A 24,971-nucleotide genomic window follows, 5' to 3' on the forward strand; every position below is an offset into this window, starting at 1 on the left:
CTAATGTAAACAATTAGCTATAAATATCTTTGCTCACTGTTCCTATTTTTTTGTTTCTGTACCATAACCCACCTAAAAAGATTATGATAATACTTGTAACTCCTATTGCTATCCAATACCAAAAAGGATTCGTTCCGAATTGGACAGGATCAGAATCTCCTAAAAGATAAAAACCTCCCCAATAGAAAGGGTGGATACGATTGATATTCCCATTTTTAAGATACTCTAATTTTGCATGTTGCAGAGCTTGTGATTTACTCATGCCATTTTTTAGGTTGATATAAAAATAGGTCATTAAATCTGGAGTAGTCTGATCCGAAACATCCCAACTACTTAGCAATAAGCTCTTAGCTCCCGCATACTGAAACGCAGTTCCTAAACTCATAATCCCTTCTCCTTTCGCAATTTTTCCTGTACCTGTATTACAGGCGCTTAGAACTGTTAGTTCTGCTGGGATGTCCAATGCAAATAGTTCATGGCTATAGAGTAAATTATCCTCGATAGAGTCATTACTCTTTGTAAAAAATAGCTTTGAATTTTCTGGTCGCTCATTATCCACTTCACCATGTAATGCTAAATGTAAGATACTATAATTACTCACATTCTTTTTAAAATTAGTTTCAATAGCCTCCGATCCATAAAAATAATTTCCATTAATAATATTGGCAATGGCCTTAATTTCTTTGCGAGTTCCTGGCAAATCATTTGTATACTGAGTAAGATCTGATAAACTTATGGTATTTGAACTTTGTTTATCAATTTTATTAGAAAAAGAAAAGGCTAGACATTCTTCTTGTGTGTTTTTAAAATTAAATAAGCTTTTATCTCTATCCGAAAATAATAAGTTTGCGGAGTTGGCATAAGAAACAGTATAATCTTTTAGTAAATAGGATAGGTCTTTAGGGTTATTAGTAATGTCGTCTTTACTTAGTAGTAAATCAAAATTAAGATGCCATAAAGCACCATCTGGAACAATGATAAGTTCTTTGCCTAGAAGCTCATTTTTAATTGGAGCTATAAGGTCTTTATACAATAAATGAGCTATTTTCTTATATGTCTTTGTATTTCTATCGGTTATCGTCATTCTGAATTCCGAAACTTTTTCATTTAGATTAGATATCTTTAATTCTTTAACCGCAATTTTATTTTTGGTAATGATAAATGTGTATACAATATCATTGGCTATAAAAAATTCTAAAAGCGTAGATGTCGGGTGCAGCATTTCTTGGATATCATCTACTAATATTATGGAGTTTTGGTATTTTAATTTGTGGTATTTGGGATAATTTGTTTTTAATACAAAGGCTAGAGAGTCTTCTATCAGACTTAACTTATGTAATTTGTTTTCGTATTCCTGAATTTTAGACCCATCGATGTTTGCTTTGGATGTTTCTTCAACTATTCTAGATTGATAAAAAGCTCTATTAATCCTTTGGTTTTTTTCGAGTTCTAATAACTCAGGAGATAAGCCGGCAAACTCTTTAGTCTTTGATTCGTTGATTAAGTCCTTAAGTGTATTTGCTTTGCTTTTTTCTATTAGGTAAATTATTTTTTCAAGAGTATGCTTAGCTCCTATTTCCTTGTAAAACTGAAATTGTGCTTTGATAGCATCCGCATAAATAATTCTAGCACTTTCTGCGAATAAAATTTTCTCTTGATAATCTTGATAGGATTTTCGGATATAATTAATCAAAACATCAGCTTGATCATAGATCTCTAAACTTTTACATAGATCTTCAATATTCTCGTACTCTTCATATTTCGATAGAAGTGTAGTAGCTTTCCCCCTGAGTACGGTTAATAGTAATTTTAAATCATAATATTCGCTAGGATCAAAAACGTTTGTTCTTCGGGTATCATATTTTGATTTTCTATTAGCTTTTACGGCTTTATCATAGTAAGATATTGCTTTAGAAAAGTCTTTTTTCTTATCGTACACTTTCGCTATGTTATAGTAGAAATCCGAAGTTAGTATATGTTTATTACCATAGGTTTTTTGAAATGTAATTAACCCTTTTTCATAGTATTGTAGGGCGTCTTCATATTTCTGTTTCTGAATATAAATATTTGCAATTCTTAGATTTAAGTTCACAATTTTTGGATCATTTTCATCTAAAACAGTTGAGTAGGCGTTAAGAGATTTTTGGTAATAAGATAATGAGATGTCATATTCTTTTCTGTAGTCGTAGATGTCTCCAATATTAGCGTATAATTCGGCTACATTAATATTGTTTTCTCCATAAGCTTGTATGTGTATTCTTAAGCTTTCTAGATAGTTTGTAAGTGATTTTCCATACTTTTTTTGATCCCTGTAGAGGTTACCAATATTCTGATAACTCTTTCCATTTTCAATATAGTTTTCTCCAAACAGCTTAGTTCCTATAAGAATACTCTTGTTGTAATACTCTATTGCCTTTTCGTGTGCGCCGTTTTTAATGTAAACATCTCCGATATTGTCATAAGTAAAAGCGATCATATCCCTTTTTCTAGAATACTGGAAAATAAGCAGTGATTTCTCGTAGTTTTCTAGTGCTAAATCATATCGCAAAAGGTTTTTGTAGGTAACTCCAATATATAGAAATCCAGTTCCAGTATAAAAATGATACCAACCATATTTCTTAATCGATAGTCTTACAAAAGTTTTAAAATAATCAAGTGCAATTTCATGTTCACCCAAGTTTTTATAAATAAGGCCTATTCTATTGTAATGAATAATTATTTTTTCATGATTCTGACCATATATTTTAGATTCTACATCCAAAGCTTTTTTATAGTATTCTACAGAACGTTCAAGTTTCTTTTGTTCAAATAGAGATTCAGCTTTTTGTAGATATTGTGAGGCTAGTATCGTGTCCTTAGATGACTGTGCTAAAATTTGGCATAATGGAAGAAAAAGAATAGTAATATATACAATCTTAAGAGTAAAAAAATATTCCAGTCGTTCCATTGATGACAATATAAACATCCTTAATGTTAGATTGTTTGATTTTTATCTAAAACCTATCTTAAATCATGCATAGACAATAGGTGTTCTCAGATAAGCTTGTTATTTTAGATAGTTGGTTATGTACTTTTAAAATCAAAAATAGATAACCATTTATATTTATTTATAGTATAGCACATAAAAATGTTACTTTTACAGATAAATAAAAATTAAACTAATAAGGTAACAGATTGCTGTTTTAGGACATTAACCTATGAGTATTAATGATGATCGCAAAATTTTAGAAGGAATTCTAGCTGGTGATGCCAAAGCAATTAAGGCTTTTTACAAGAAAAACTTTAGTTACATAAAAGGTTTTGTTTTAAAAAATTCGGGAGACGAAGAAGATGCTGAGGATATTTTTCAGGATGCATTAATAGTTATTTATGAAAAATTAAAAGCAGGTACTTTGGATATACATTCCAACGTTACAGTTAGAACCTATCTTTATGCGATATGTAAGAACATGTGGAGGAGTCGATTGAGAAAGAAAAAGAAAATGATTGTAGATAATGAGGTGCTGGAAGAAAATGAAAGAATAGAAAAGTCAATAAGTGAAGAGATCGAATACAAAGAGCGGGAGCATTTGTATAGGAAGTATTTTCTTGCTTTAAGTGATTCTTGTAAAGAAATCCTGAATCTTGTTTTTGATGGTAATAACATGAAAGAAATTGCAAGTATAACAGGATATTCAGACGGATACACCAGAAAGAAAAAGTTTGAATGTAAGAAAGCGTTGTTAGAAAAATTAGAGAAAGACCCTATGTTTCAGGAATTAAAAATAACTTCTGTAAAAGATTAATGTGATGGAAAGAACTCAGGAATTATTTGAAAAAATAGAGCTTTATTTATCAAAAGAGTTACCTGCTCAAGAGGTTATTGCTTTTGAAAAGGAAATATCTATGGATTCTGAGCTAGAACTCGAAGTAGAAAAGCATCGCGAACTGCAACGAGTGTTAAGTGATACGGATACGCTTCTATTTAAAGAAAAGTTACATAAAATCAGTACAGAGATCAAACGAGAAAGTTCAGAAGAAAGTACTATTTCTTATTCATTATTCTGGAAAATAGCAGCTTCGATAGTAATTGTTTTTGGGGTTGGTACTTTATTATGGAATACGCTAAATACTTCAGGTGATTTTTCTGATTTATACGCTGCGTATTATGAAATATATCCTGTAGAAGATGTTATCAGAGGAAGTACTCAGGTAGAAAAAGATGTTATTATGAAAAGTTACGCAGAAGGTGATTACCAAAAGGTGGTAGCTATACTTTCTGATAATACTTCATTTCCATTAACGGAACAATTTAGATTGTATTTAGGGAATAGTTATCTAAATTTAGGAAAAGAGCAAGAAGCTTTGGAGCAATTTCAGCAGATAGGTGATGATAGTAAATATTCTGAAAATGCTAATTGGTATCAGGCCTTAACTTATTTAAAGCTAAAAGATGCTGAAAAATCTTCAGCCTTATTAAAAGACATTGTTGATTTTGATGGTGTTTACAAAGAAAAAGCACAAGAGCTATTAGCTAAATTAGAAGATTAATTTTTTCAATCAGCTGATACTAATTTCTACAGTATTCATAGGGCTATATAATCCATATTTTTATCTTTGCGCCATAATTTGAACACTACAAAAATGGCTGTAAATTTTATAGAAGAACTTCGTTGGCGTGGAATGTTGCATGATGCAATGCCTGGTACAGAAGAGTATTTATTAGAGCAGATGCGTGCGGCGTATGTAGGATTTGATCCAACAGCAGATTCTTTACATATTGGTAATCTAGTACCAATTATGTTACTGGCGCACTATCAGCGTGCTGGTCATAAACCTTTTGCTCTAGTTGGTGGTGCTACTGGAATGATAGGTGACCCTTCTGGTAAATCTGCAGAGCGTAATCTTTTGGATGAAAATACACTTCGCCATAACCAGGAAGCTATAAAACTACAATTATCACAGTTTTTGGATTTTGAAAGTGATGAGCCTAACGCTGCCGTTTTAGTAAACAACTATGATTGGATGAAAGAATTTTCATTCCTTGATTTTATTAGAGATGTAGGTAAGCATATTACTGTAAATTATATGATGGCCAAAGATTCTGTGAAGAACAGAATTTCTTCAGAATCTTCTGATGGGATGTCATTTACAGAATTCACTTACCAATTAGTACAAGGATATGATTTCTTGCATTTGTATAAAGAGCATGATTGTACATTGCAAATGGGAGGTAGTGATCAGTGGGGTAATATTACCACTGGTACAGAATTGATCAGACGAATTGGAGGCGGTAAAGGGTATGCCCTTACGTGCCCATTGATTACAAAATCTGATGGTTCTAAGTTTGGTAAATCTGAAGGTGGTAATGTTTGGTTAGATGCGAAAAGAACTTCTCCTTATAAATTTTATCAGTATTGGTTAAACACAAGTGATCAGGATGCTGAAAAGTATATCAAGATTTTTACTTTTCTAACGAAAGAAGAGATTGAAAACCTAATTGTCGCTCATAATGAAGCTCCACATCAAAGAATTCTTCAAAAGAAGTTAGCAGATGAGATCACTATTATGGTGCATTCTCAAGAAGATTTGGATAATGCGATCAAAGCTTCTAATATATTGTTTGGTAAATCTACATCAGAAGATTTAAAAGGGTTGGATGAAGCTACTTTCTTGGATGTATTTGATGGTGTGCCACAAGCAGAAATATCTAAAGATAACATCAGCAATGGTGTAGATATTATTGGAGCATTAGCGGAACATACGGGGTTTTTAAAATCAAATGGAGAAGCAAGACGTGCATTAAAAGAAAACTCTATTTCTGTGAATAAAGAAAAAGTAAAAGACGGGTATTCTATCACTTCTAATGATTTAATCAACGACCAGTTCGTGCTGTTACAAAGAGGAAAGAAAAACTATTTTGTGATTAGAGCAGTATAAAGAAATAACAAAACCACATAAAAAAACAAAGCCTGCAAGAATCTCTTCTTAGCAGGCTTTGTCAACTAACCAATCAATTATTGAAAAAAACTTAACGTTCTATATGTTTATCGAGAATTTGCTCGATTATTTTTTTGCTTTTATTTTTTGCCAATTCTCATCGGCTTTATTTTTTAAGGCTTCTGCACCTTCATCATTCCATTTGGTTAATGTGTTTATTCCCCAGGAATTATAGAATAAGTACAGTTTACCATCTCTTATTTCATAGGTTTCAGGATCAATATCTACCTTTTCTGCTTTCGCTCCAATTGCGTAGGCACAGTAACCACCATATTGAGGAACAAATTTTTCTGGATTCTTTTTAAATGCATCCAAATTTGCCTGACTTGCGAATTTATATTTCACATTGTCATGAGTAGTAGTATATTTACTTTCTCCCTTCACAGCTTTATTATTAAAGTATTCTGTTACATCGTATCCTTCTGCGACAAAACCTTTTTTTAGATTGTAATCAATCTTCTGTGCTGTTAAGTTAGCGGCTAATCCTAAAAACAGTAAGATTAAGAACTTTTTCATTCTGAGTAATGTTTTTTTGTTGTTACACCCATTCAGTCGTAAAAAAAACAGGACATTACAATTTTAACATAATTATAAGTTTTTAATATCTGTGAATATCCAATTTGATATGCGCTATATACTAAAACCTATACATTTATAAATACGTGTGAACACTTTCTATGTTGCATAAAAAGATCATAAAAGAATCTTAATTGTATAGAATAAAATGAAAAAAGTGAGGTTACAATACCATTAGGTTACATCCTCTAATATCACTATTGTCGAATCTGCCAAGAATTTCGAAACTTCCATCTATGTGAGTTTTACCCAGATCTTGTGTGGCAATAAAGGAACAAGAATTAATATTTGCTAAGTCTATAATATTAATTCCACCCGTTTTGTTGTGTTTTAATAAAGTGAGGGCATCTTCTGGATCGCGAGTATATATTTTCATCCAAGGAGGACAATTAAAAAGACTATTGCCTTTAGAGTAGGCTTGTGATAATAATTCGGTCATTCCATATTCGCTATGAATTTTAGAAACACCAAACCCTTTTTTTAATACTTCATGTAATTCTTCTCGGACTATTTCTTTACGCCTACCTTTCATTCCTCCTGTTTCCATGATTACAATATTATCATTTAAATGGAGGGAGTGTTGCTCTGCAATATCTAAAAGCGCAAAAGAAACACCGATTACCAATACTTTCTCTTGTTTTTCTGCTAGCTGATTGATGGTTTGAATCAGTGTATCTATTTCATTAAGATAAAAGCCACTATTAGGTTTGTTACTTGCTTTTATAAATTGATCAGCCATATATACTAAGGAAGAGCCTTCTCTTTCTAAGTATGAAGGTAATAAAGCCAAAACTGTATAATCTGAAATGTCTCCGTAAAAAGAATGAAATGCCTTTCTGAAGCTGTTTTCATAAATCTTTAGATTTGTAACGTAGTGCTTACTGGTAATACTTCCAGTGGTGCCACTACTAGTAAAGATCTGTTGCACATTTGCTGGAGAGCTTACAATAGTTTCTTGTTTAAAAAATTCTATCGGAAGAAAAGGTATTTGTGTAGTTCGGGTTACGGAGTTTTTAGTAACACCTAATAAATTACAAAAACGCTGGTATACTTTGCAATGAATGTATTGATGATGAAAAACTCTTAAGGCTACCTCTTCAAATTCTGCATCATTTTCAATTTCAAAAATTCTGTCGGATAGCATAAACTTTTCAATGTATTTTTGAAACAAAGGTATAAAAAAACACCCTTTATAAATAGGGTGTTTTTTAAGTATTATGGGTTATGATATGCGTTCTTTCGATATCACAAAATATAGTCTATAAAGATGATGTAATTATTGTCTAATTAATTTTTTAGAAAAAATCTCCTTACCAGATTTAATCTTCAATACATATACACCTGGTGGTAGGGCGGAAATATCCAATTGTTCTCTTGTGGTAATTACTTTAAATAAAACAGTTTTACCTAATACATTAAAAACTCTACACGTTATTGATTTTCCAGATTTGGAAGTGATGTTTAAAACATCTCCAGTAACTGGATTTGGAAATATACTAATTTCTTCTTGATCCTTTATTTCAATGGATGATTGCGCCTGAACTTCTGTAGTAGAAGAAAGGACAAAAATGCCGATAAATATGAGTAGTAAGTAGATTTTCTTCATAAAACTTTATTTTGGGACTATAAAAGTACAATATTTTATTAAAAATAGAGTTAGGGCAACCATTTTTAAATGTTAAATATGTACAAAATAACAAATTTATTTTCACATTTATGGTATATCCTTTTCATAATTAAGGTTTTTCTTTTTTGTTGTCTCGGGAAAAAGTCTCATCTTTGTTTATTATGAAGTTATAAGGATTTATGTACACATTTATGGAAATATCGGATTCGGTATTATTAGACTAAAAAATCTTCATTTAGTCTTATTCCATTTTTCTTTTTTTAAACATAATCCATTTTTCATGGCACACAATAAAATAACCTTAACCAAATTATTTTCTTACTTTAAAATAGCTGTAACAGGTAAAGAAAAAGAATTTTCAACCGGCAGTATTCGCAAGGCGGTCTTCATGCTGGCCATTCCTATGATTCTGGAAATGATGATGGAATCCATATTTGCATTGGTAGATGCATATTGGGTTTCTAGTTTGGGAGCAAATGCAATAGCAACCGTTGGCATCACAGAATCTGTAATTACACTTATTTATGCGGTAGCGATTGGACTGAGTATGGGTGTAACTGCTATTGTAGCAAGAAGAGTAGGCGAAAGAGATATCGAAGGCGCTTCTCAAGCAGCAGTACAGTCTATATTTCTTGGAATTGCAGTAGCAATATTCATTAGTATCGTTGGGATACTGTTTCCGAAAGAAATTTTAGCACTCATGGGAGCAGAAGCGGATCTCATAGCCGAAGGATATGGCTACACTCAGGTTTTATTAGGAGGGAATATTACCATCATGCTTTTGTTTTTGATCAATGCAGTTTTTAGAGGTGCAGGTGATGCATCAGTGGCAATGATTGTGTTGATTGTTTCTAATGTTCTTAATATTATTTTGGACCCACTATTTATTTTTGGGTTTGGACCTATTCCAGAATTTGGAGTACAAGGCGCAGCTATCGCCACAACCATTGGTAGAGGAACAGCAGTAGTACTACAATTAATGATTTTATTCTTTGGCTGGAGCAAAATTAAAGTAACATTAAAAGATATTGTACTGCGATCTAAAGTGATGCTTAATCTGATAAAAGTTTCTCTTGGTGGAATTGGACAGTTTATTATCGGAACTTCTAGTTGGGTGTTTTTAATGCGTATTATGGCAGAGTTTGGTAGCGAAGTATTAGCAGGATATACGATTGCAATTCGAGTTTTGATGTTTACCTTAATGCCATCTTGGGGTATGAGTAATGCTGCTGCGACTTTGGTAGGACAAAACTTGGGAGCTGGCAAACCAGATCGAGCAGAACAATCCGTATGGAAAACCGGTAAGTATAATGCAATCTTTATGGTGTTCGTTTCTTTTGTATACCTAATATTGGCCGAATATATTATCGGGTTTTTTAGTGAGGAACCAAAAGTAATTACCTATGGCGCGTTAAGTCTTCGTGTGATTGCTGCAGGTTATGTGTTTTATGCGTATGGTATGGTCATCATTCAATCATTTAATGGAGCAGGTGATACCAAAACACCAACAATTATCAATTTCTTTTGTTTTTGGGTATTTCAATTACCGTTTGCATACCTAGCTGCCATATTATTTGATTGGGGAGCGATGGGAGTTTTTCTTGCCATTACTTTTGCAGAAGTACTCATTGCTGTAATTAGTATCATATGGTTTAGAAAAGGGAACTGGAAATCGGTGAAGGTGTGAAGGGAAATAAGCTGTTTAAAAAGTACTAAAAAGTTGTATTTATCGCTCTGAGCCGTTCGACAGGCTCAAAACAGGATCTGTTGAAGATTGACTGACAATCAAATGATTAGAAACTTCTGCGCCTATCTGCTTATAGAGGAAGCATAGTTTGACAATTATATATTACTTTTTAGATAGCTTTTTTCTTCTTTTTAGTATAAAATAGGTTAAACATAAAACTAGTATAAGTAAAACAAACCAAGTTATTGTTTTAGATATATCAGACGGAGTTTGAAGATCTATAGCTTTATTGTCTCCAAGTATATAAAAACTTCCCCAATAAAAGGGATGTGATCTTGTAATATCGGCATTTTTTAAATAGTTTAATTTAGCTTGTTGCAGCGCTTTTGATTTACTCATTTTAGATGATAAATGCGTATAGAAATTGCGCATAATCTCAGGAGTATTTTGATCAGGAACTTCCCAGTTTGTTAGTAATAAGCTTTTAGAACCAGCATATTGAAAAGCATTTCCTAGACTCATAATTCCTTCGCCTTCTGCGATTTTACCCGTTCCAGTATTGCAGGCACTTAAAACTACTAACTCGGCAGGAATATCTAAAGCAAATAACTCATGACTATATAACAAATCATCCTCAATTGAGTCATTACTTTTCGTAAAGTATAACTTAGAGTTTTCAGGATGTTCATTATCAACTTCTCCGTGTAATGCTAAATGCAGTATATTATATTGATGAGCTGTCTTTTTAAAGTTTTTTTCTATCGCCTGAGCGCCATAATAATACTGCCCATTTACAATTTCGGAAATGGCACTAATCTCTTCTCTAGTGCCAGGAAGATCTGCATCTGCGTTTCTTAGCATATTAAATGATAAGGATTCAGAATCTGTAATTTGTGTACTATCCGAAAAAGAAAAGGCCAAACATTCTTGCAATAGTTTTGAGTTTTTGTTGGAATGGTTTTTTGAAAAAAGAACATTTACAGAATTAGCATAGGATATAGCATAATCACGAAGCATATAGGGCAATTGCTTTGGATCTTTGCTAGTACTTTCTTTAGTTAATAGTAAATCAAAATTTAGATGCCATAAAGGACCATCTGGAACTATAATCAATTCATCTCCTTTTAGTTGGTGAACTATGGGTTTGATAAGTGTTGTATATAAACTTTCTGCATTATTCTTGTAATCAATAATATTTTTGGAAGTAATATGTTCTCTAAAATGCTGTATTTTCTGTGCAATATTGGGAGTGGCTATTTTAGAAACGTTGATGTCATTTTTATTTAGCGTAAAAGCATACGTAACACTATCAGCAGTAAAAAATTCAAGAATTGTAGTGTTGTTAGATAATCTTTCCTGAATTTCGGGTACTGTAAGAAATGTGTTTTTGTATTTAAGACGATAGTAGTTCGGATGATTTTGTTCTAAGAAATCGGTTAAAGAATCTTGTTTTCTTGATATATCAAATATTTTATTTTCATAGAATCTAATTTTTGCAGTATCAGGATTTTTCGTCTGTAATTGATTAGTAATGTTTGAAGTGTAAAATGCCAGATTGGTTTTTAGGTTCTGTTCTAATAAGAGCGTTTCTTTAGACAAACCAGCGAAGTTTTTGGCTCTAGTAGTTGTAAGCAAATTTTTAAGAGTATTGGCTTTGCTTTTTTCGCTGTACTCGAAAGCCTTTATTAAATGCGTAGGATTGTTTTTAACTTTATAAGAAAGAAATTCAGCTTCGATGGAATTTTTGTAAATTTCCTTTATGTCGCTGGATAAAATAACTTTGTCTTGATGATTTTTTTTGAAATTTTTAAGATAATGTATAATACTATCTGCTTTTTGATAATATTGTGTTGCTTTCTGTAAGTCTTTAATTTTTTTATTGGTCTCAAATAAAAGTTTAAAAGAGTTTGCTTTTAATTTCAAACTCATCAAAGCAATACTAGGGTCGAAATAAATTTTAGGATTAAAAACTGAGTGGGTTTTTGATTTTTTTTGATATCTTGAATTAGCTATAATAGCTTTTTCACAAAAGTCCAATGCTTCTTTGCCCATCTTTTTTTCGATATAAACTCTAGCAAAAAAATTGTAAAGTTCAGAATTTTTTGAATTTATTTTGCCGAAAAGATTTTTGTTAATGTCTAGCGCAATTTTTGAATGAAATAGGGCTTTGTTTAACAATTTGTTTTCGTAGAAGTACCAAGCAATTGTAGAATGTGTTTTTGCTACTTTGGGATGCGTGTTTCCATAGTTAGTAGTATATATGTTTAATGTTTTTTTTAAAAAATTGAGAGCTTCATCTGTATTTCCTTGTCTTTGAAGAGCAATTGCCTTATTACCATAAATTTGTGCAATTCTAGGATGTTCTTCTGAGAATATTTTTTCGTAAATTTCTTGTGATTTAGTATAGTTTTCTAGTGCGCTGGTAATCTCATCTAAATTTGAAAAAGCATTTCCTATGTTCATATAGGATGATGCTATTGAATAATGTAATTCACCATATCTTTTTTGTCGAATCGTTAAAGATTTTTTGTGATATGTTAACGCTTTATTGAAATTTCCCAAAGAATTATGAGCATTGCCTATATTATTATAAATAGAAGCTGTCAACAATTTATTAGTAGATTTAATAAAATTTTGAGTATTTAATGCTATTTTATAATTTTTTAATCCATTTTCTGAATCTCCTTTTGACATGAATAAATTCCCTAAATTATTATAATAATTTACACTTTTAGGGTGGTGATGATTTGAAATATCGTTTTGAAATTCTATTGCTTTTTTCAATGTTTCAATTGCTTCATCGTATTCTCCTCTCCGATAAAAAATACCTGCTACGTTATTATAATAAAGACCAATATTACTATTAGGGCTGTTTGGATAATTTTTAGCAATTTGTAATGCTTTTTGATATGCATTTAACGATAAATTCAATTGTGCAGTTTTAGAATAGACTCTACCCAAATTATTATATGCATTAGCAAAAGCAATATGATTTTCGGGAAGTATTTCCAGTTTTATTTTCAATCCATCTTTAAATTTTCTCAGAGCATTTTCGAATTCAGATTGCTCATAATAATACCAGCCAATATTTTCTAAGGAATTGGCTTTTTCGATATTATTTTTTTCTAGTTTTGATTCACATATACTAAATGCCTTTTTGGAAAAATGTAGAGCGCTGTCCAGAGTTGTCTTTTTTAGGTATACACTAGCTATTTTATTGTAACTAGAGGCTGTTTTTTTCCAATATTGAAGAGATTTATAAATATCTGCTGATTTTTGATAATAGATAATCGCACTATCTAGATGCTGACGCTGTACTAAAGAATCTCCTTTTTGTTGATATAAATTGGCATTAACTGTATCTTTTGAAGTCTGTCCCAAAAGATGATGGCTTAAGAAAAATAGAATAATAAAAAACTTTGCAAAAGGGGATTGGTGCATGGATATGTATTAACGGATGGGTGATAAAATAAAAGACAAACAAAGGAATTAAAAATGTGTCATTTTTTCATGAAAATATGATGATTTAATAATTTATTAATACGAAATTCGTTTGTGATTTTAATCAATATTTTCATTAATAATTCGTTTGCAAAAAACTATGTTATTTAAAAAAATATGAAAGCTTTGGAAAGGTAGTTATAATGAGTGACGAGGAGATTTTAAACGGAATTGTAGAAAATGATCGGGTGATTATTAAAGCTTTTTACCGAGATAACTTAAAATATATAAGAAAATATATCATACAAAATTCTGGTAATAAGGAAGATGTAGAAGATGTGTTTCAAGATGCTATGGTAGTGTTGTACGAAAAATTGTTATCCAATAACCTGAAACTTACCGTTAGACTTAAAACCTATTTTTTTGGGATATGTAAAAACCTTTGGAAACAAAGACTAGCTAAGAAGCGTAGCATTTTTCTTACTAACACCCTTCAAGAAGGAGAAATGCAAGATACTACTATAGAAGATCTAACAAATCAAGAAAGGGGGAATTTATATCGTAAATATTTTGTCTCTTTATCTCTGGCATGTCAGCAACTATTAGAGTTGGTTTTTGAGGATAAAAGTATGCGAGAAATTGCTGAAATCACAGGTTATTCTGAATTGTACTGTAGAAGAAAGAAATATAAATGCAAAAAATCCTTAATGGAACAAATAGAGAATGATCCATTATATGATGAGGTAAAATATGAAGATTTCATAAAATCAAGCTTATGAAACGAACAGAAGAATTATTTGATACCATAGATAGATTTCTTTCGGATACTTTATCAGCGTCTGAAAGAGCGGATTTTGAGAAAGAATTGGATGCTAATCCTAAATTACAATTAGAAGTAGCCAGACATAAAACCCTTAAAACCGTTTTGCAAGAAAAAAAACTAGTGTCCTTTAAAAAGGAACTTACAACTATAGGAAAGGAAATTGAAGAAGAGAACAAAAAAGCGAAACGACATCGCTATAGATATATTGGTATTGCTGCTGCAATTGCCGTCATCATCAGTGTGGGAGTTTTGTTATACACAAATTTAAATTATTCTAATCCAGCGGATGCATTGTATAGTGAGTATTTTAGTCCGTTTCCTGTAAATAATGAAGTTCGGTCAGGAGTATCAAAATCTTTGGAAAATATTAAGATTGCGTACAGTAAAAAATTATATGATCAAGTGATTTTACAATCATCCGAGATATCAGATGCCGTATTTACAGACGAAATGAAAATATATCTTGGAAATAGCTATCTACTCGTTGACCAGGAAAAAAAGGCAATTGCCTTTTTTGAAGAAATACCTTATAAGAGTGGTTATTACGAGGATGCACAATGGTATTTATCTCTTACGTATTTAAAAATAGGTGATTTACAAAAAGCTGTATTTTATGTAAAGAATCTTATCGAATATGATGGTCGCTATCGAAAAAAAGCAATCCAGCTTCTTGAGGAAATGCTAAAACTTAAAAATTAAAAAACCAGAAACTTAGATTATGTATTACTAAGTTTCTGGTCATCTATTTTTAATTACTTCGCCACTTTATAGGTTCTTTGATCATTTTTAATGATGTAAAATCCTTTAGGTAACTCTTCAATTAACTTTTGTTCTTCTTGCTCATCGGTAACTGTTTTTTGTTTTACCAAAATTCCCTGAAGATTAAAAATAGCTAGATTATAAGATTTGTTTGAAATACTACTTTTTGAGTCAAAATCAGAATCAATCGGTACAATAATTCCAATACCTCCAGAGGATTTGTCTTTTATATATTTAAAGGCATATCTATTGATGTTATTATTGAATGCAGAGGGAGGCTCATTAGTTACTTCTCTCCAATCAATATGGAAAAATATGTAGTACGTAACTTCATCGTATAAAGGGATTGAGCCCATATAATCAAACATGTTCTCGGTGAATTTAAATGTTTTTTCTTCTCCACTTTCTAAAACAGGAACTGTAAAATCTCTATATACATAAGGTTGTGCTTCACCTGGATTCCAATCTGGATACGAATTTTTATTCGCAGCAATAACTACGTGTAATTCACACGATCTATTGGTTTTACCTGCTCCTTTATTTTTTACCTTCACAGAGAATTCTGCTGATTTATTGTAATATAAAGGAGGGGTATAGGTAATTTTATCATAATCGTAAGTAATAGAGCCACCCGTAGCTGTTTTTGTTTTGATGGTTAAATTCGCGGTAATAAGATCAGGAAAAGGGCATCCGTTATTCGAAGCTGGTCCTGCTTCATTTGGGCATTGATCTTCATAATTCTCTACACCATCATTATCGAAATCTCTATTATCTTGATTATCGCAAACGTCACCAATTCCATCTCCATCTAAATCTTTCTGATCTGTATTTGGTATTGTTGGACAATTATCGTCTTCGTCTGAAACCTCGTCTCCATCACTATCACAAAATATGAATTCAGGTAGACCAATAGGTGCAGTAATAATATTCTCTGCATCTGAATTAGATGAATTTGATGCTAATTCTACCAAATAGTACGTAGGAGTATTATAAGGAATACTTAAATCACCATCAGTAATATTAATGAGGTATATTTTTCCAACTGCTAGTGGAGTATTTAGCCTTATATTTACTTTCAAAGTTGGGACATCGAAATCCTGATTATTACAAACTGAATTTATAATATTATCGGTCAATGAAGTTCCTAGTTTTACCAATCGATGATATTTATGAGATTGAGCAGATAACGATATCGAGAGCGTTAAAAACGTTAATAATAAAATGTAGTTTTTTGTCTTTGTTTTCATCATAAAAATGGTTTTAAAATTAGATATATGTTTTTACTATCGTTAATCCATTTTATAAGAACATTGTGACCGTTTAAAAACAACTTTTTTTAAATTTTTAGAATAAAAAACCCTCTTCAAAATTTGAAACGGGTTTTACTGTTATTAGGATAAGGTTATTTAAGTTTAATTACTTTCCTACTTTATAAGTTCTTTGATCATTTTTAATGATGTAGAATCCTTTAGGTAGTTCTTCAATTAACTTTTGTTCTTCTTGCTCATCGGTAACTGTTTTTTGTTTTACCAAAATTCCCTGAAGATTAAAAATAGCTACATTATAATACTCATTTGGGATACTACTTTTTGAGTCAAAATCAGAATCAATCGGTACAATAATTCCAATACCTCCAGAGGATTTGTCTTTTATATATTTAAAGGCATATCTATTGATGTTATTATTGAATGCAGAGGGAGGCTCATTAGTTACTTCTCTCCAATCAATATGGAAAAATATGTAGTACGTAACTTCATCATACAGAGGTACTGAACCCATATAATCGGCTAAGTATTCGGTAAACTTAAATGTTTTTTCTTCTCCACTTTCTAAAACAGGAACTGTAAAATCTCTGTAAACGTAAGGTTGTGCTTCACCCGGATTCCAATCTGGATACGAATTTTTATTCGCTGCAATAACTACGCGTAATTCACACGATCTATTGGTTTTACCTGCTCCTTTATTTTTAACCTTCACAGAGAATTCTGCCGATTTATTGTAGTATAAAGAAGGTGTATAGGTAATATGATCATAATTATATGTGATTGAACCACCTGTAGATGTTTTCGTTTTGATCGTTAAATTAGCGGTTATAAGATCAGGAGGTAAAGGGCATCCGTTATTTGAAGCTGGTCCTGCTTCATTTGGGCATTCATCTTGCGTGTTAGTAACACCATCTCCATCGTTATCACCGTCGGGTATTGTATAGGTATAGGTTCGTGAATTTCCTTGATACTCTGCGACTAAATAGAATTTTTTTGTGGGGTTAGTGTTAAAGCTTCTGCCATTCCAATTGTTGAATATACTTACCCACATAGATTTTGTAGTATAAGAGCTAAATGATAGGTTGTCATCGCCTTCACGATTCCATCTAATTAATCCAATAAGATTATTAGATGTTACAGATTCGGCATAGACTTTCAATTTGATTTCGTTATAACCATAATTTCCTCGAATGTCAAATTTGTATTTAAAACGTTGACCATTGTTCCAAGTAAAAGTTTCATTAGTAGGAGAGGTTACTTTAAAGTTTTGAATATCGACTTGCGCTTGCATCATCGACGTTAATAGAATGAATAATACATAGATTTTTTTCATTAGTAAAGTTTTAAAAGGTTTATAACATAGAGTGTCATTTGTAGTACTAATGTTACGTGCTAAAAAACTCAATTAATGATTTGTTCATTTTGTGGGATTTTATTAATGTTTCCCTAAGAAAGAAATCACTTTTACTTTACTTATAATCATGAAATAGCCTTTGATTAAAATATGTTATTAATGAACAAGAATGTATAAGATGATAATCATATGACTTTGGTTGGGTCTAACGAATTTATATTTGTTGATTTGGGGTAAAAAAAAACACCCTCTCGGAGGGTGTTTTTAGTATTCATTTATATTTTAGTTATGATTAGAAACCAGTAGCCCATCCATTAGCCCAAGTTGGTTCTGCTGCACCATTACCAGCTCCAGTATTATCACCTACAGTGATAAAGCTTTGGTTAACACCTCCATAATTGGTTTGTTCAAAACCTGTTGCAGGACTTGCAAATTGCATTGGATTGATAGAAAGAGCGTTAGCTTCAATACGAACAGCTGCTTCTGCATCAGTACTACTAATGTTTACACCAAGATCTACACCTTCAGTATAAAAATTAGTAATCGTAAAGTTTCCTCCACCTTCTTTAAAGAAAAGAGCACCTTCAGTTACTGGTCCTACAACGGTAATGTTAGAAAGTGTTGTAGTAGTAACTGGTGTTGCATTACCATTATCGCCATTATTAGATCCTTCGATACCAGCTTTGGCACCTTTAGAGATATACCAGCTATCTCCGTTTCCTGCCCATCCGTCAGCAAAGTCAATAGAATCATCTCCACTTCCTATAGATACTAAGAAGTTTCCTGATACTGTTCCACCAAAGAACTCTATTCCGTCATCACCTCCGTTTAAAGATTGTACATACTCAAAAGTAGTTCCAGAACCAACACCAAAAAGAGATACACCGTTAAATTCTTTATCGTTAGAGAAAGTAGCACCAGTGTACTCAACTCTTAAGTAACGAATAGATCCAGAATTATCATTAGCAGTATTACCACCATATTGAAGATCAGCAACTTCAGAAGTAACATTAGTTCCTTTATTTGTTGGAGCATCTCCACATATTACTAATCCACCCCAATCAGCAGGAGCAGGTGTTGCCGCACCAGAAGTCATTACAACTGGATTTGTGGCAGTACCATTTACAAAGATTTGAGCTCCTCTTTCTACGGCAATAAAGGCAGCTGTACCTCCAGTAGCTTTGATCGTAGTTCCAGCAGGAATAGTTAAAGAACCACCTGATCTTACATAAAAGGAACTAGTTAATTGATATTCAACATCCGCGCTTAAAGTAACATCGCCTGTTATCTCACCAGCTAAATTTTGCGTGCTAGAAGCACCACTATTGTCAAGACCTCTCGTCCATCCTGCAGCCCAATCTGGAGAAGCAGCGCCGTTACCAGCACCAGTAGCAATACCTTCTGTAAAGAAAGATTGGTTAGCACCAGTATAATTAGTAATATCAAGATCAGTAGGAGCATCCGCAAACTGAATGTTCGTTATAGTTAAGTCACCATTTTCGATTCTAGCAGCAGCTTCGGCATCTGTATCTGATACAGTGATCCCAACATTTACATTACTTGTATAGAAATTGTCTATTGTGAAGTTTCCTCCACCTTCTTTATAAAATAAAGCACCTTCAGTTACTGGTCCAACTACAGTGATATTAGCAAGGGTAGTATTAGTTACTGGAGCAGCGTTACCATTGTCCCCATTATTAGATCCTTCTATACCAGCTTTTGCTCCACCAGAAATATACCAGTTTTCTCCGTTTCCTGCCCATCCATCTGCGAAGTCAATAGAATCATCACCACTATTAGTAGAAACAAGATTTTCTCCATTTACAGTTCCACCAAAGAACTCGATTCCGTCATCACCACCTTCAAAAGACTGAACGAATTCGAACGTAGTTCCAGAACCAACACCAAAAAGAGATACACCATTAAATTCTTTATCGTTAGAGAAAGTAGCACCAGTATATTCAACTCTTAAATAACGAATAGAACCAGAATTGTCATTAGCAGTTGTTCCACCATATTGAAGATCAGCAACTTCAGATGTTACATTATTTCCTTTGTTCGTTGGAGCATCACCACAAATTACTAATCCACCCCAATCACCAGGAGCAGGATTTGCAGAAGCTGAGGTCATTACAACTGGATTTGCGGAAGTACCATTAATAAAAATTTGAGCACCACGCTCAACTGCTATATATGCAGCAGTTCCACCCGTAGCTTTAATTACAGTACCAGCAGGGATTGTTAAAGAAGCTCCAGACTTTACTACATAAGCTCCAGTAAGTTCGTAGTCTAATGATGCGTCTAGTGTGGTATCAGCTATTACATCACCAGATAAATTAGCAGAAGTACAAGGGGTACAAGAGCCACCACAGTCAATACCAGTTTCATCACCGTTTTGTACACCATCAGTACAAGATGCGGTGGAACCTGAATCATCATCACCACTACATGACACGACAAATGCGCCTGTGGCAAACATTAATATTAATGTAAAAAGAACTTTTTTCATTTTTTTGAATTTTAGTTGTGAATAAAAATTGTTCGCTTTTTTATAAAAAGTCATTGTTTAGTTAAAAAGTATAGTTAAAAGACAGCTTTAGGTTGTATCCTTTTTTGTAAGACAACATATCAACATCTCTTTGTTGAAGATCTGTTCCACTTCTTATAGGATTTATATCACCGTTACTGTCTGTTACTTCTTGTTGAAATCTTTCGATTTCGGGATTTAGAATGTTTTGAAATGACAATCCTAAAGAAACTCTCTCGGATAGTTGTGTTTTAGCTATGAAATCTAAAGTTGGTACAGCTTTCTCAATAATATTTCCTTTCCCAAAGTTTCCTAAAGCAAAGATTCTGTCAGAGAAATAATTAGCAGCTAGGGTTAATTGTAGATTTCTGTCTTTTGCAAAATCTTTATAGTAACTTACATCTGCATTTGCAACTAGATCAGAAGCACCAGATAGCCCAGTTTCAGAATATGTTGGGTCAAAACTTAATCCAGATTCATCTAATACTTTTTGACCATCTAATTCTTGATTGTGGATCATGTAAGCTGCATTTATGCCGGCTGTAAAATTTTGCTTTAAGATTTGGTCTTTAACTTCTCTTTCTTGCTGAAATAATAGTTTTCTTACTTCTAATTCTGCACCAAAAGCTGTTGCTTGATCACCTGTATTTGCCCAAGTTATATCGTTTGAAGCTGATTGAATTGTTATGGAATTTATTGGGTTTTCGATAATTTTCCCGAAAACGCCTAAGGAAATTATTTCACTAGATTTTGGAAAGTACTCCCATTTAACGTCTACATTATAGTTAGTGGATAGTGTCAGGAATGGGTTACCAAAGTAATCTTGATTCACCTCTTGATATAGGAAAGGAGCTCTTTCTTTGAATTGTGGTAAAGTATATGATTTACTTGCGGCAAGTTTAAAGTTTTGTTTTTCATTATGGGCATACTTTAAAGATAATGAAGGAAGTATTTCTAATTCATCTAGTTCATTTTCTCCTTCACCATTAATTACGGTACTCCATTCTATATTTTGGTTTATTTGTTCTGCTCTAATTCCTGCTAGTAAAGTGAATTTAGATGCAAATTTATATTCCAAACTTAAATATGCTGCATTGATTTGTTGATCTCCCTTATAAAATTGGGGGTTAAGTGCTCCAGGAGTATCTAAAGTTCCTCTAAAAGTTCTGATTCTATATAAGCCTGCGTTTAAGTTTTCTTGATTAAAGTAAGCATCAACGTTTCTTACGTCAACATCTGGTTGAGGAACTCTATTAAAAATTTGAAAGTTGAACTGCTCAGCTTCGAAATCAACATTTTTGAATCTTCCACTATACCCAATAGACAGTTTACCATCGAAAAGGTCTTCTTCATTTCTCTTAAATTTATAGGAAGCCTCAAATCTTCCTGCTATTTCATCTTCAATAAGATCGGCAAAGAATCTATGGTTATCGGAAGCAGCAGACACTAATAAGAAAGACTTTGGTCCATCAGGCTCATTAGGAGTTCTTGGAACTAAAGTTACTTGTCTTCTATCTGGCTCATTATTTTCTAAAAAGTTATAAGATGCTCCCCAGTCAAACTCAAAGTTTTCTGAAATTTTGTGTTCTCCTAATAACTGATGGGTAATTAATGAAGTTCTTAAGAATACAGATCTTTGGATAAAACCTCCACCGTTTGGTGCATCATCCTCCACATCAATAATTCCGAAGAATTCACGTTGTCTTTCGCTAGTGTTGTTAAGATATAGAACATTATATACAACTTTATGATTGCGATATTTTAATCCAATATTACCCATTAAGGTAGTATTGGTATTGTATCCAAAATCAAAATAGTCAAAATCGCTTTGTGCAACAGAGTTTACATTTACACTACCTCGCGAAACACCTTCTTGGTACGTGTAATTATTACCAAAAGATCCAACACCAAAAATGCTAAGTTTTGTCTCTCCTCCAAAGAGATAATATGAATCTCCACCTTTTAAGGAAACATTGGAATTAAATGGATTAGATGTTTTCTCTCTATCCCAACTAGTAGTGAAATTATAATTATTCAATGGGAATTCAGGAGCGTTGGTATCATAAAAGCCAGTTCTACTTGGTCCATCGGTAAGGAAGAATTCATCTACTGCTACAGATTCAGTATTAATACCAGTCGATATTCCAACTTCCATAAACCCAGAGCCTTTGTAATCTTTTGATGTTATATCTATATTGGCACCTGCAAAATCTCCATAATTTCTGACATTATAGGTCTTGTCAATGCCGATAGCTTCGACTATACTAGTGTTAAAAATCCCTAATTGAATATTTTTCTTTGAAGGGTCATTTGATGGTAATGGAAGACCATTTAAGGTAGTCACGTTGTATCGATCTCCTAACCCGCGAACGAAAATATTTCCTGAACCTTCCTGTTTAGAAATACCAGTAGCTTTAGTAACGGCGGTTGCTACATCACCTACACCTTTTTTAGCTAATTCTTGTGCTCCTATTGATATTTTTTGAGTTATTGCATTTTTTTGTTCTAATAATAAAGCTTCTTCTCTTTCTCTATTGGTTTGTACTTTTATCACTACTTCTTCTAGTGCTGCAGCGGTAGCTCCCAGCGCAGTGTCGATTACTGTAACTTTATCTGGTTCGATAACCACATCCGGAATACGTAAGGTTTCATAACCCGTAAAACTAAATTCTAAGGTGTACGTCCCAGCGGGTACATTTGGGATTTCGTACTTTCCGTCAAAATCAGAAGAGGTTCCAAGAGTAGTTCCTAATACGACGATGTTAGCAAAGGGTAGTGGTTGGTTGTTTACTTCTTTGTCTAGAAGTGTTCCGGCGATGGTTCCGGTTTCTTGTGCAAAATTTAATCCAAGAATAAACAGTGCGATAACTGTGCAAAATTTTCTCATTTCGTGTTCTTAATAAATCTGGTACAAATAAATACGGTTTTCCAGTAAAGAATTTTACCCTACTATTATCCTTAGTTTAAGGGATTGTAATTTGTAGAACACGAGAATGAAAGTAGATTTGTGTAGTTATTTTTGGTTTTTTGTTAGAAATCTTTCAGGTTGTGTAAATCGTTAAAAATCAATTATATGAAAATAATTTTGTTTCAGTATAGGATCTGAAAAGATGAATTTTAATTTTGAAAAAAACTACCTTTTTATGGTTTTTTAGTTTTTTGAAAAGATTACATAAACATTATGATAATGTTAAACAGAGTATTTTAAAGATCTTTGTGTTAACAATCGCATAAAGTGAATTCATCAATACTCAATATATTTTTGTATTTTTTTGAGAATGAAGTAAGATTTTCTGTACAACCATGTGTCTCTTCTAAAGAAAATATTAAAAAATTCATTTATAGAAGATTATTAAAAATGAGAAGGCTGAAGAGAACCATTATTGTTGTTGGATAATAATGACCTTCCAGCCTTCTACGAACACGTATCGTAGTATGCTATTTAAAGAAAATAGTTTTCCCTATCGTATGTATGTATAAGAAGTCGTTTGTTGAAATTCTGAGATGTCTGATACACCAGAAAACTCGTTCTGAATTAATCGATACAAATAAAAATACTTTGTTTTAGTTAAACTTTACTGGAGTATTATACTTGTATTATGAGAATGTAATCTTAGTGCTAAGAATGAAAAGAAAAGGTTAAGAAAGTAGTTTTCTTCACGACAAAAGCCGTTTAAAAATTTTAGATCATTTTTAAACAGCTTTCTTTTTATAAAATAACATCCGTAGGGATGTGGTAGTTTAGTTACGAGTCCAACCAGAGTTCCATGAATTGTAGTCTGCTCCAGTTCCGTTACCTACTCCAGAGATTACATCAGCTTCTCCAAAAGTAGCTCCTGTATCATTTTTAAGGTTTAATGTAATATCATCAAAAGTAATATCAGTGATAGAGGTTTCGTCATTAATAACACCATTTCCAGTTTCAGTATCATCTAAATCAAAACCTTCAGCAAAACCTTCTAACAATACATTAGTAAAAGTAGCTCTTGTACCAGCACGTAATCTGATCGCTTCATTTTCATTAGAAGAACCAAGACCGTTAATTGTAAGATTTGTTACTGTTGGTGCAGACCAAAATACTGGATTAGAGTTGTTTCCGATATCTGTATTAAATCCATCTCCTTCGATTCCTTTGTCATGAGATTGTCTATGCTCGATATATACATTAGTTAATGTTCCTGTGTATCCTTCTGTCCAGTCTACAGAGTCATCTTGTGCCCCTACAACAGAGATAAAAGAAGCATTTACAGTTCCTCCAAAAAATTCTACTCCGTCATCTGCTCCTTCAAAAGCCTGGATAAATTCGATAGTGGTTCCATTTCCTACTGCATAAAAAGAGAATCCGTTATTTTCTGAAGCTGCATCTGCTGCTCCTCCAGAATATTCGATACGAACATATCTAAGGATACCAGAATTATCATCTACTACACTACCACCATATGGTAATCCTCCAATTTCTGAAGTAGAAGTTGCGTCTCCACCAACAACAGAATTTATAGGTGCTCTACCTAATAAGATAAGACCTCCCCAATCTCCAGGATTTGGAGTAGAAGTAGCAGAGGTAAATACGATTGGATTAGAAGAAGTTCCTTCGGCATTGATCACTCCTCCTTGTAATACTGCGATATATACATCAGATCCAGTTGCTGCTCTTACTACCACACCAGGTTCTACAGTAAGCGTAATACCTTCTGGTACAATTAATGCACTAGTTAGAGAGTACTCTGTACCCAATTCTAGTGTAAGATCTGATGATAGTGTTCCTCCGATTACATTATCTGTTGGATTTACTGGAGAGCCATTACCATCTATATTGATAGTAATATCCGAAGTATCATCACTTGCGCAAGCTGCAAAAAGCATAGCGATGGCAACGATTTTTAAAAGAAATATATTTGCTTTCATGGTTTTTGTTTTAATAAATTTTATTCGT

The 24,971-nt window shown here is 32.6% G+C and carries 16 protein-coding genes; 6 read left to right on the top strand and 10 right to left on the bottom strand.

Features of this window, described 5'->3' with window-relative positions:
• Window positions 1-13: 13 nt before the first annotated feature.
• On the bottom strand, window positions 14-2,947 hold the full coding sequence (locus Q1B37_RS08505; protein WP_299897836.1) for a CHAT domain-containing protein: 2,934 nt from the start codon (window positions 2,945-2,947) through the stop codon (window positions 14-16).
• 250 nt (window positions 2,948-3,197) lie between these two features.
• Between Q1B37_RS08505 and Q1B37_RS08510 the strand changes: the two genes are divergently transcribed.
• The 3 genes from Q1B37_RS08510 to tyrS all read left to right on the top strand — a co-directional run bounded on the left by Q1B37_RS08510 (window position 3,198) and on the right by tyrS (window position 5,919).
• Window positions 3,198-3,785 carry a sigma-70 family RNA polymerase sigma factor gene (locus Q1B37_RS08510; protein WP_299605113.1) on the top strand — a complete coding sequence of 196 codons (588 nt, stop codon included), beginning with the start codon at window positions 3,198-3,200 and terminating at the stop codon, window positions 3,783-3,785.
• A 4-nt stretch (window positions 3,786-3,789) separates the two neighbouring features.
• Window positions 3,790-4,530 carry a hypothetical protein gene (locus Q1B37_RS08515; RefSeq protein ID WP_299897838.1) on the top strand — a complete coding sequence of 247 codons (741 nt, stop codon included), beginning with the start codon at window positions 3,790-3,792 and terminating at the stop codon, window positions 4,528-4,530.
• 93 nt (window positions 4,531-4,623) lie between these two features.
• A complete protein-coding gene (gene tyrS, locus Q1B37_RS08520; protein ID WP_299897840.1) occupies window positions 4,624-5,919 on the top strand; it encodes a tyrosine--tRNA ligase in 1,296 nt (431 codons plus the stop codon).
• A gap of 126 nt (window positions 5,920-6,045) precedes the next feature.
• On the opposite strand, the gene Q1B37_RS08525 is transcribed toward tyrS, so the two are convergent.
• The 3 genes from Q1B37_RS08525 to Q1B37_RS08535 all read right to left on the bottom strand — a co-directional run bounded on the left by Q1B37_RS08525 (window position 6,046) and on the right by Q1B37_RS08535 (window position 8,161).
• On the bottom strand, window positions 6,046-6,495 hold the full coding sequence (locus Q1B37_RS08525) for a YHS domain-containing (seleno)protein (RefSeq protein ID WP_299605119.1): 450 nt from the start codon (window positions 6,493-6,495) through the stop codon (window positions 6,046-6,048).
• A gap of 223 nt (window positions 6,496-6,718) precedes the next feature.
• Window positions 6,719-7,699 (bottom strand): acyl transferase, encoded by a 981-nt coding sequence (locus tag Q1B37_RS08530; RefSeq protein ID WP_299897842.1) that lies wholly within the window; start codon window positions 7,697-7,699, stop codon window positions 6,719-6,721.
• Window positions 7,700-7,831: 132 nt separating this feature from the next.
• On the bottom strand, window positions 7,832-8,161 hold the full coding sequence (locus Q1B37_RS08535) for a T9SS type A sorting domain-containing protein (RefSeq protein ID WP_299897843.1): 330 nt from the start codon (window positions 8,159-8,161) through the stop codon (window positions 7,832-7,834).
• A gap of 301 nt (window positions 8,162-8,462) precedes the next feature.
• Here Q1B37_RS08535 and Q1B37_RS08540 point away from each other — a divergent pair, with 301 nt between their 5' ends.
• The gene (locus Q1B37_RS08540; protein WP_299897845.1) at window positions 8,463-9,869 is read left to right on the top strand and encodes an MATE family efflux transporter; all 1,407 of its coding nucleotides are present in this window, start codon (window positions 8,463-8,465) and stop codon (window positions 9,867-9,869) included.
• Between the two features lie 162 nt (window positions 9,870-10,031).
• Here Q1B37_RS08540 and Q1B37_RS08545 read toward each other — a convergent pair whose 3' ends face one another.
• Entirely contained in the window at window positions 10,032-13,250 is a 3,219-nt protein-coding gene (locus tag Q1B37_RS08545; protein ID WP_299897848.1) for a tetratricopeptide repeat protein, read from the bottom strand.
• 263 nt (window positions 13,251-13,513) lie between these two features.
• Here Q1B37_RS08545 and Q1B37_RS08550 point away from each other — a divergent pair, with 263 nt between their 5' ends.
• On the top strand, window positions 13,514-14,089 hold the full coding sequence (locus Q1B37_RS08550) for a sigma-70 family RNA polymerase sigma factor (RefSeq protein WP_299897850.1): 576 nt from the start codon (window positions 13,514-13,516) through the stop codon (window positions 14,087-14,089).
• Window positions 14,086-14,832 carry a hypothetical protein gene (locus Q1B37_RS08555; protein WP_299897853.1) on the top strand — a complete coding sequence of 249 codons (747 nt, stop codon included), beginning with the start codon at window positions 14,086-14,088 and terminating at the stop codon, window positions 14,830-14,832. Before Q1B37_RS08550 ends, Q1B37_RS08555 begins: the two co-directional genes overlap by 4 nt.
• Before the next feature lie 53 nt (window positions 14,833-14,885).
• Here the strand turns inward: Q1B37_RS08555 and Q1B37_RS08560 are convergent, their stop codons facing one another.
• The 5 genes from Q1B37_RS08560 to Q1B37_RS08580 form a co-directional block, all read right to left on the bottom strand.
• Window positions 14,886-16,142, bottom strand: coding sequence for a thrombospondin type 3 repeat-containing protein (locus Q1B37_RS08560; RefSeq protein WP_299897856.1), 1,257 nt, complete (start codon window positions 16,140-16,142; stop codon window positions 14,886-14,888).
• A gap of 166 nt (window positions 16,143-16,308) precedes the next feature.
• Window positions 16,309-17,490: a T9SS type A sorting domain-containing protein gene (locus Q1B37_RS08565; protein WP_299897858.1), complete on the bottom strand. Its 1,182-nt coding sequence runs from the start codon at window positions 17,488-17,490 to the stop codon at window positions 16,309-16,311.
• 313 nt (window positions 17,491-17,803) lie between these two features.
• Window positions 17,804-20,020, bottom strand: coding sequence for a hypothetical protein (locus Q1B37_RS08570; protein WP_299897861.1), 2,217 nt, complete (start codon window positions 20,018-20,020; stop codon window positions 17,804-17,806).
• A 61-nt stretch (window positions 20,021-20,081) separates the two neighbouring features.
• Window positions 20,082-22,925: a TonB-dependent receptor gene (locus Q1B37_RS08575; protein WP_299897864.1), complete on the bottom strand. Its 2,844-nt coding sequence runs from the start codon at window positions 22,923-22,925 to the stop codon at window positions 20,082-20,084.
• A gap of 854 nt (window positions 22,926-23,779) precedes the next feature.
• Window positions 23,780-24,943, bottom strand: a complete 1,164-nt coding sequence (locus Q1B37_RS08580; RefSeq protein ID WP_299897867.1) for a multidrug transporter — start codon at window positions 24,941-24,943, stop codon at window positions 23,780-23,782.
• Between the last annotated feature and the right edge of the window lie 28 nt (window positions 24,944-24,971).

The organism is uncultured Aquimarina sp. (assembly GCF_947492965.1).
Taxonomy (GTDB): Bacteria; Bacteroidota; Bacteroidia; order Flavobacteriales; family Flavobacteriaceae; genus Aquimarina.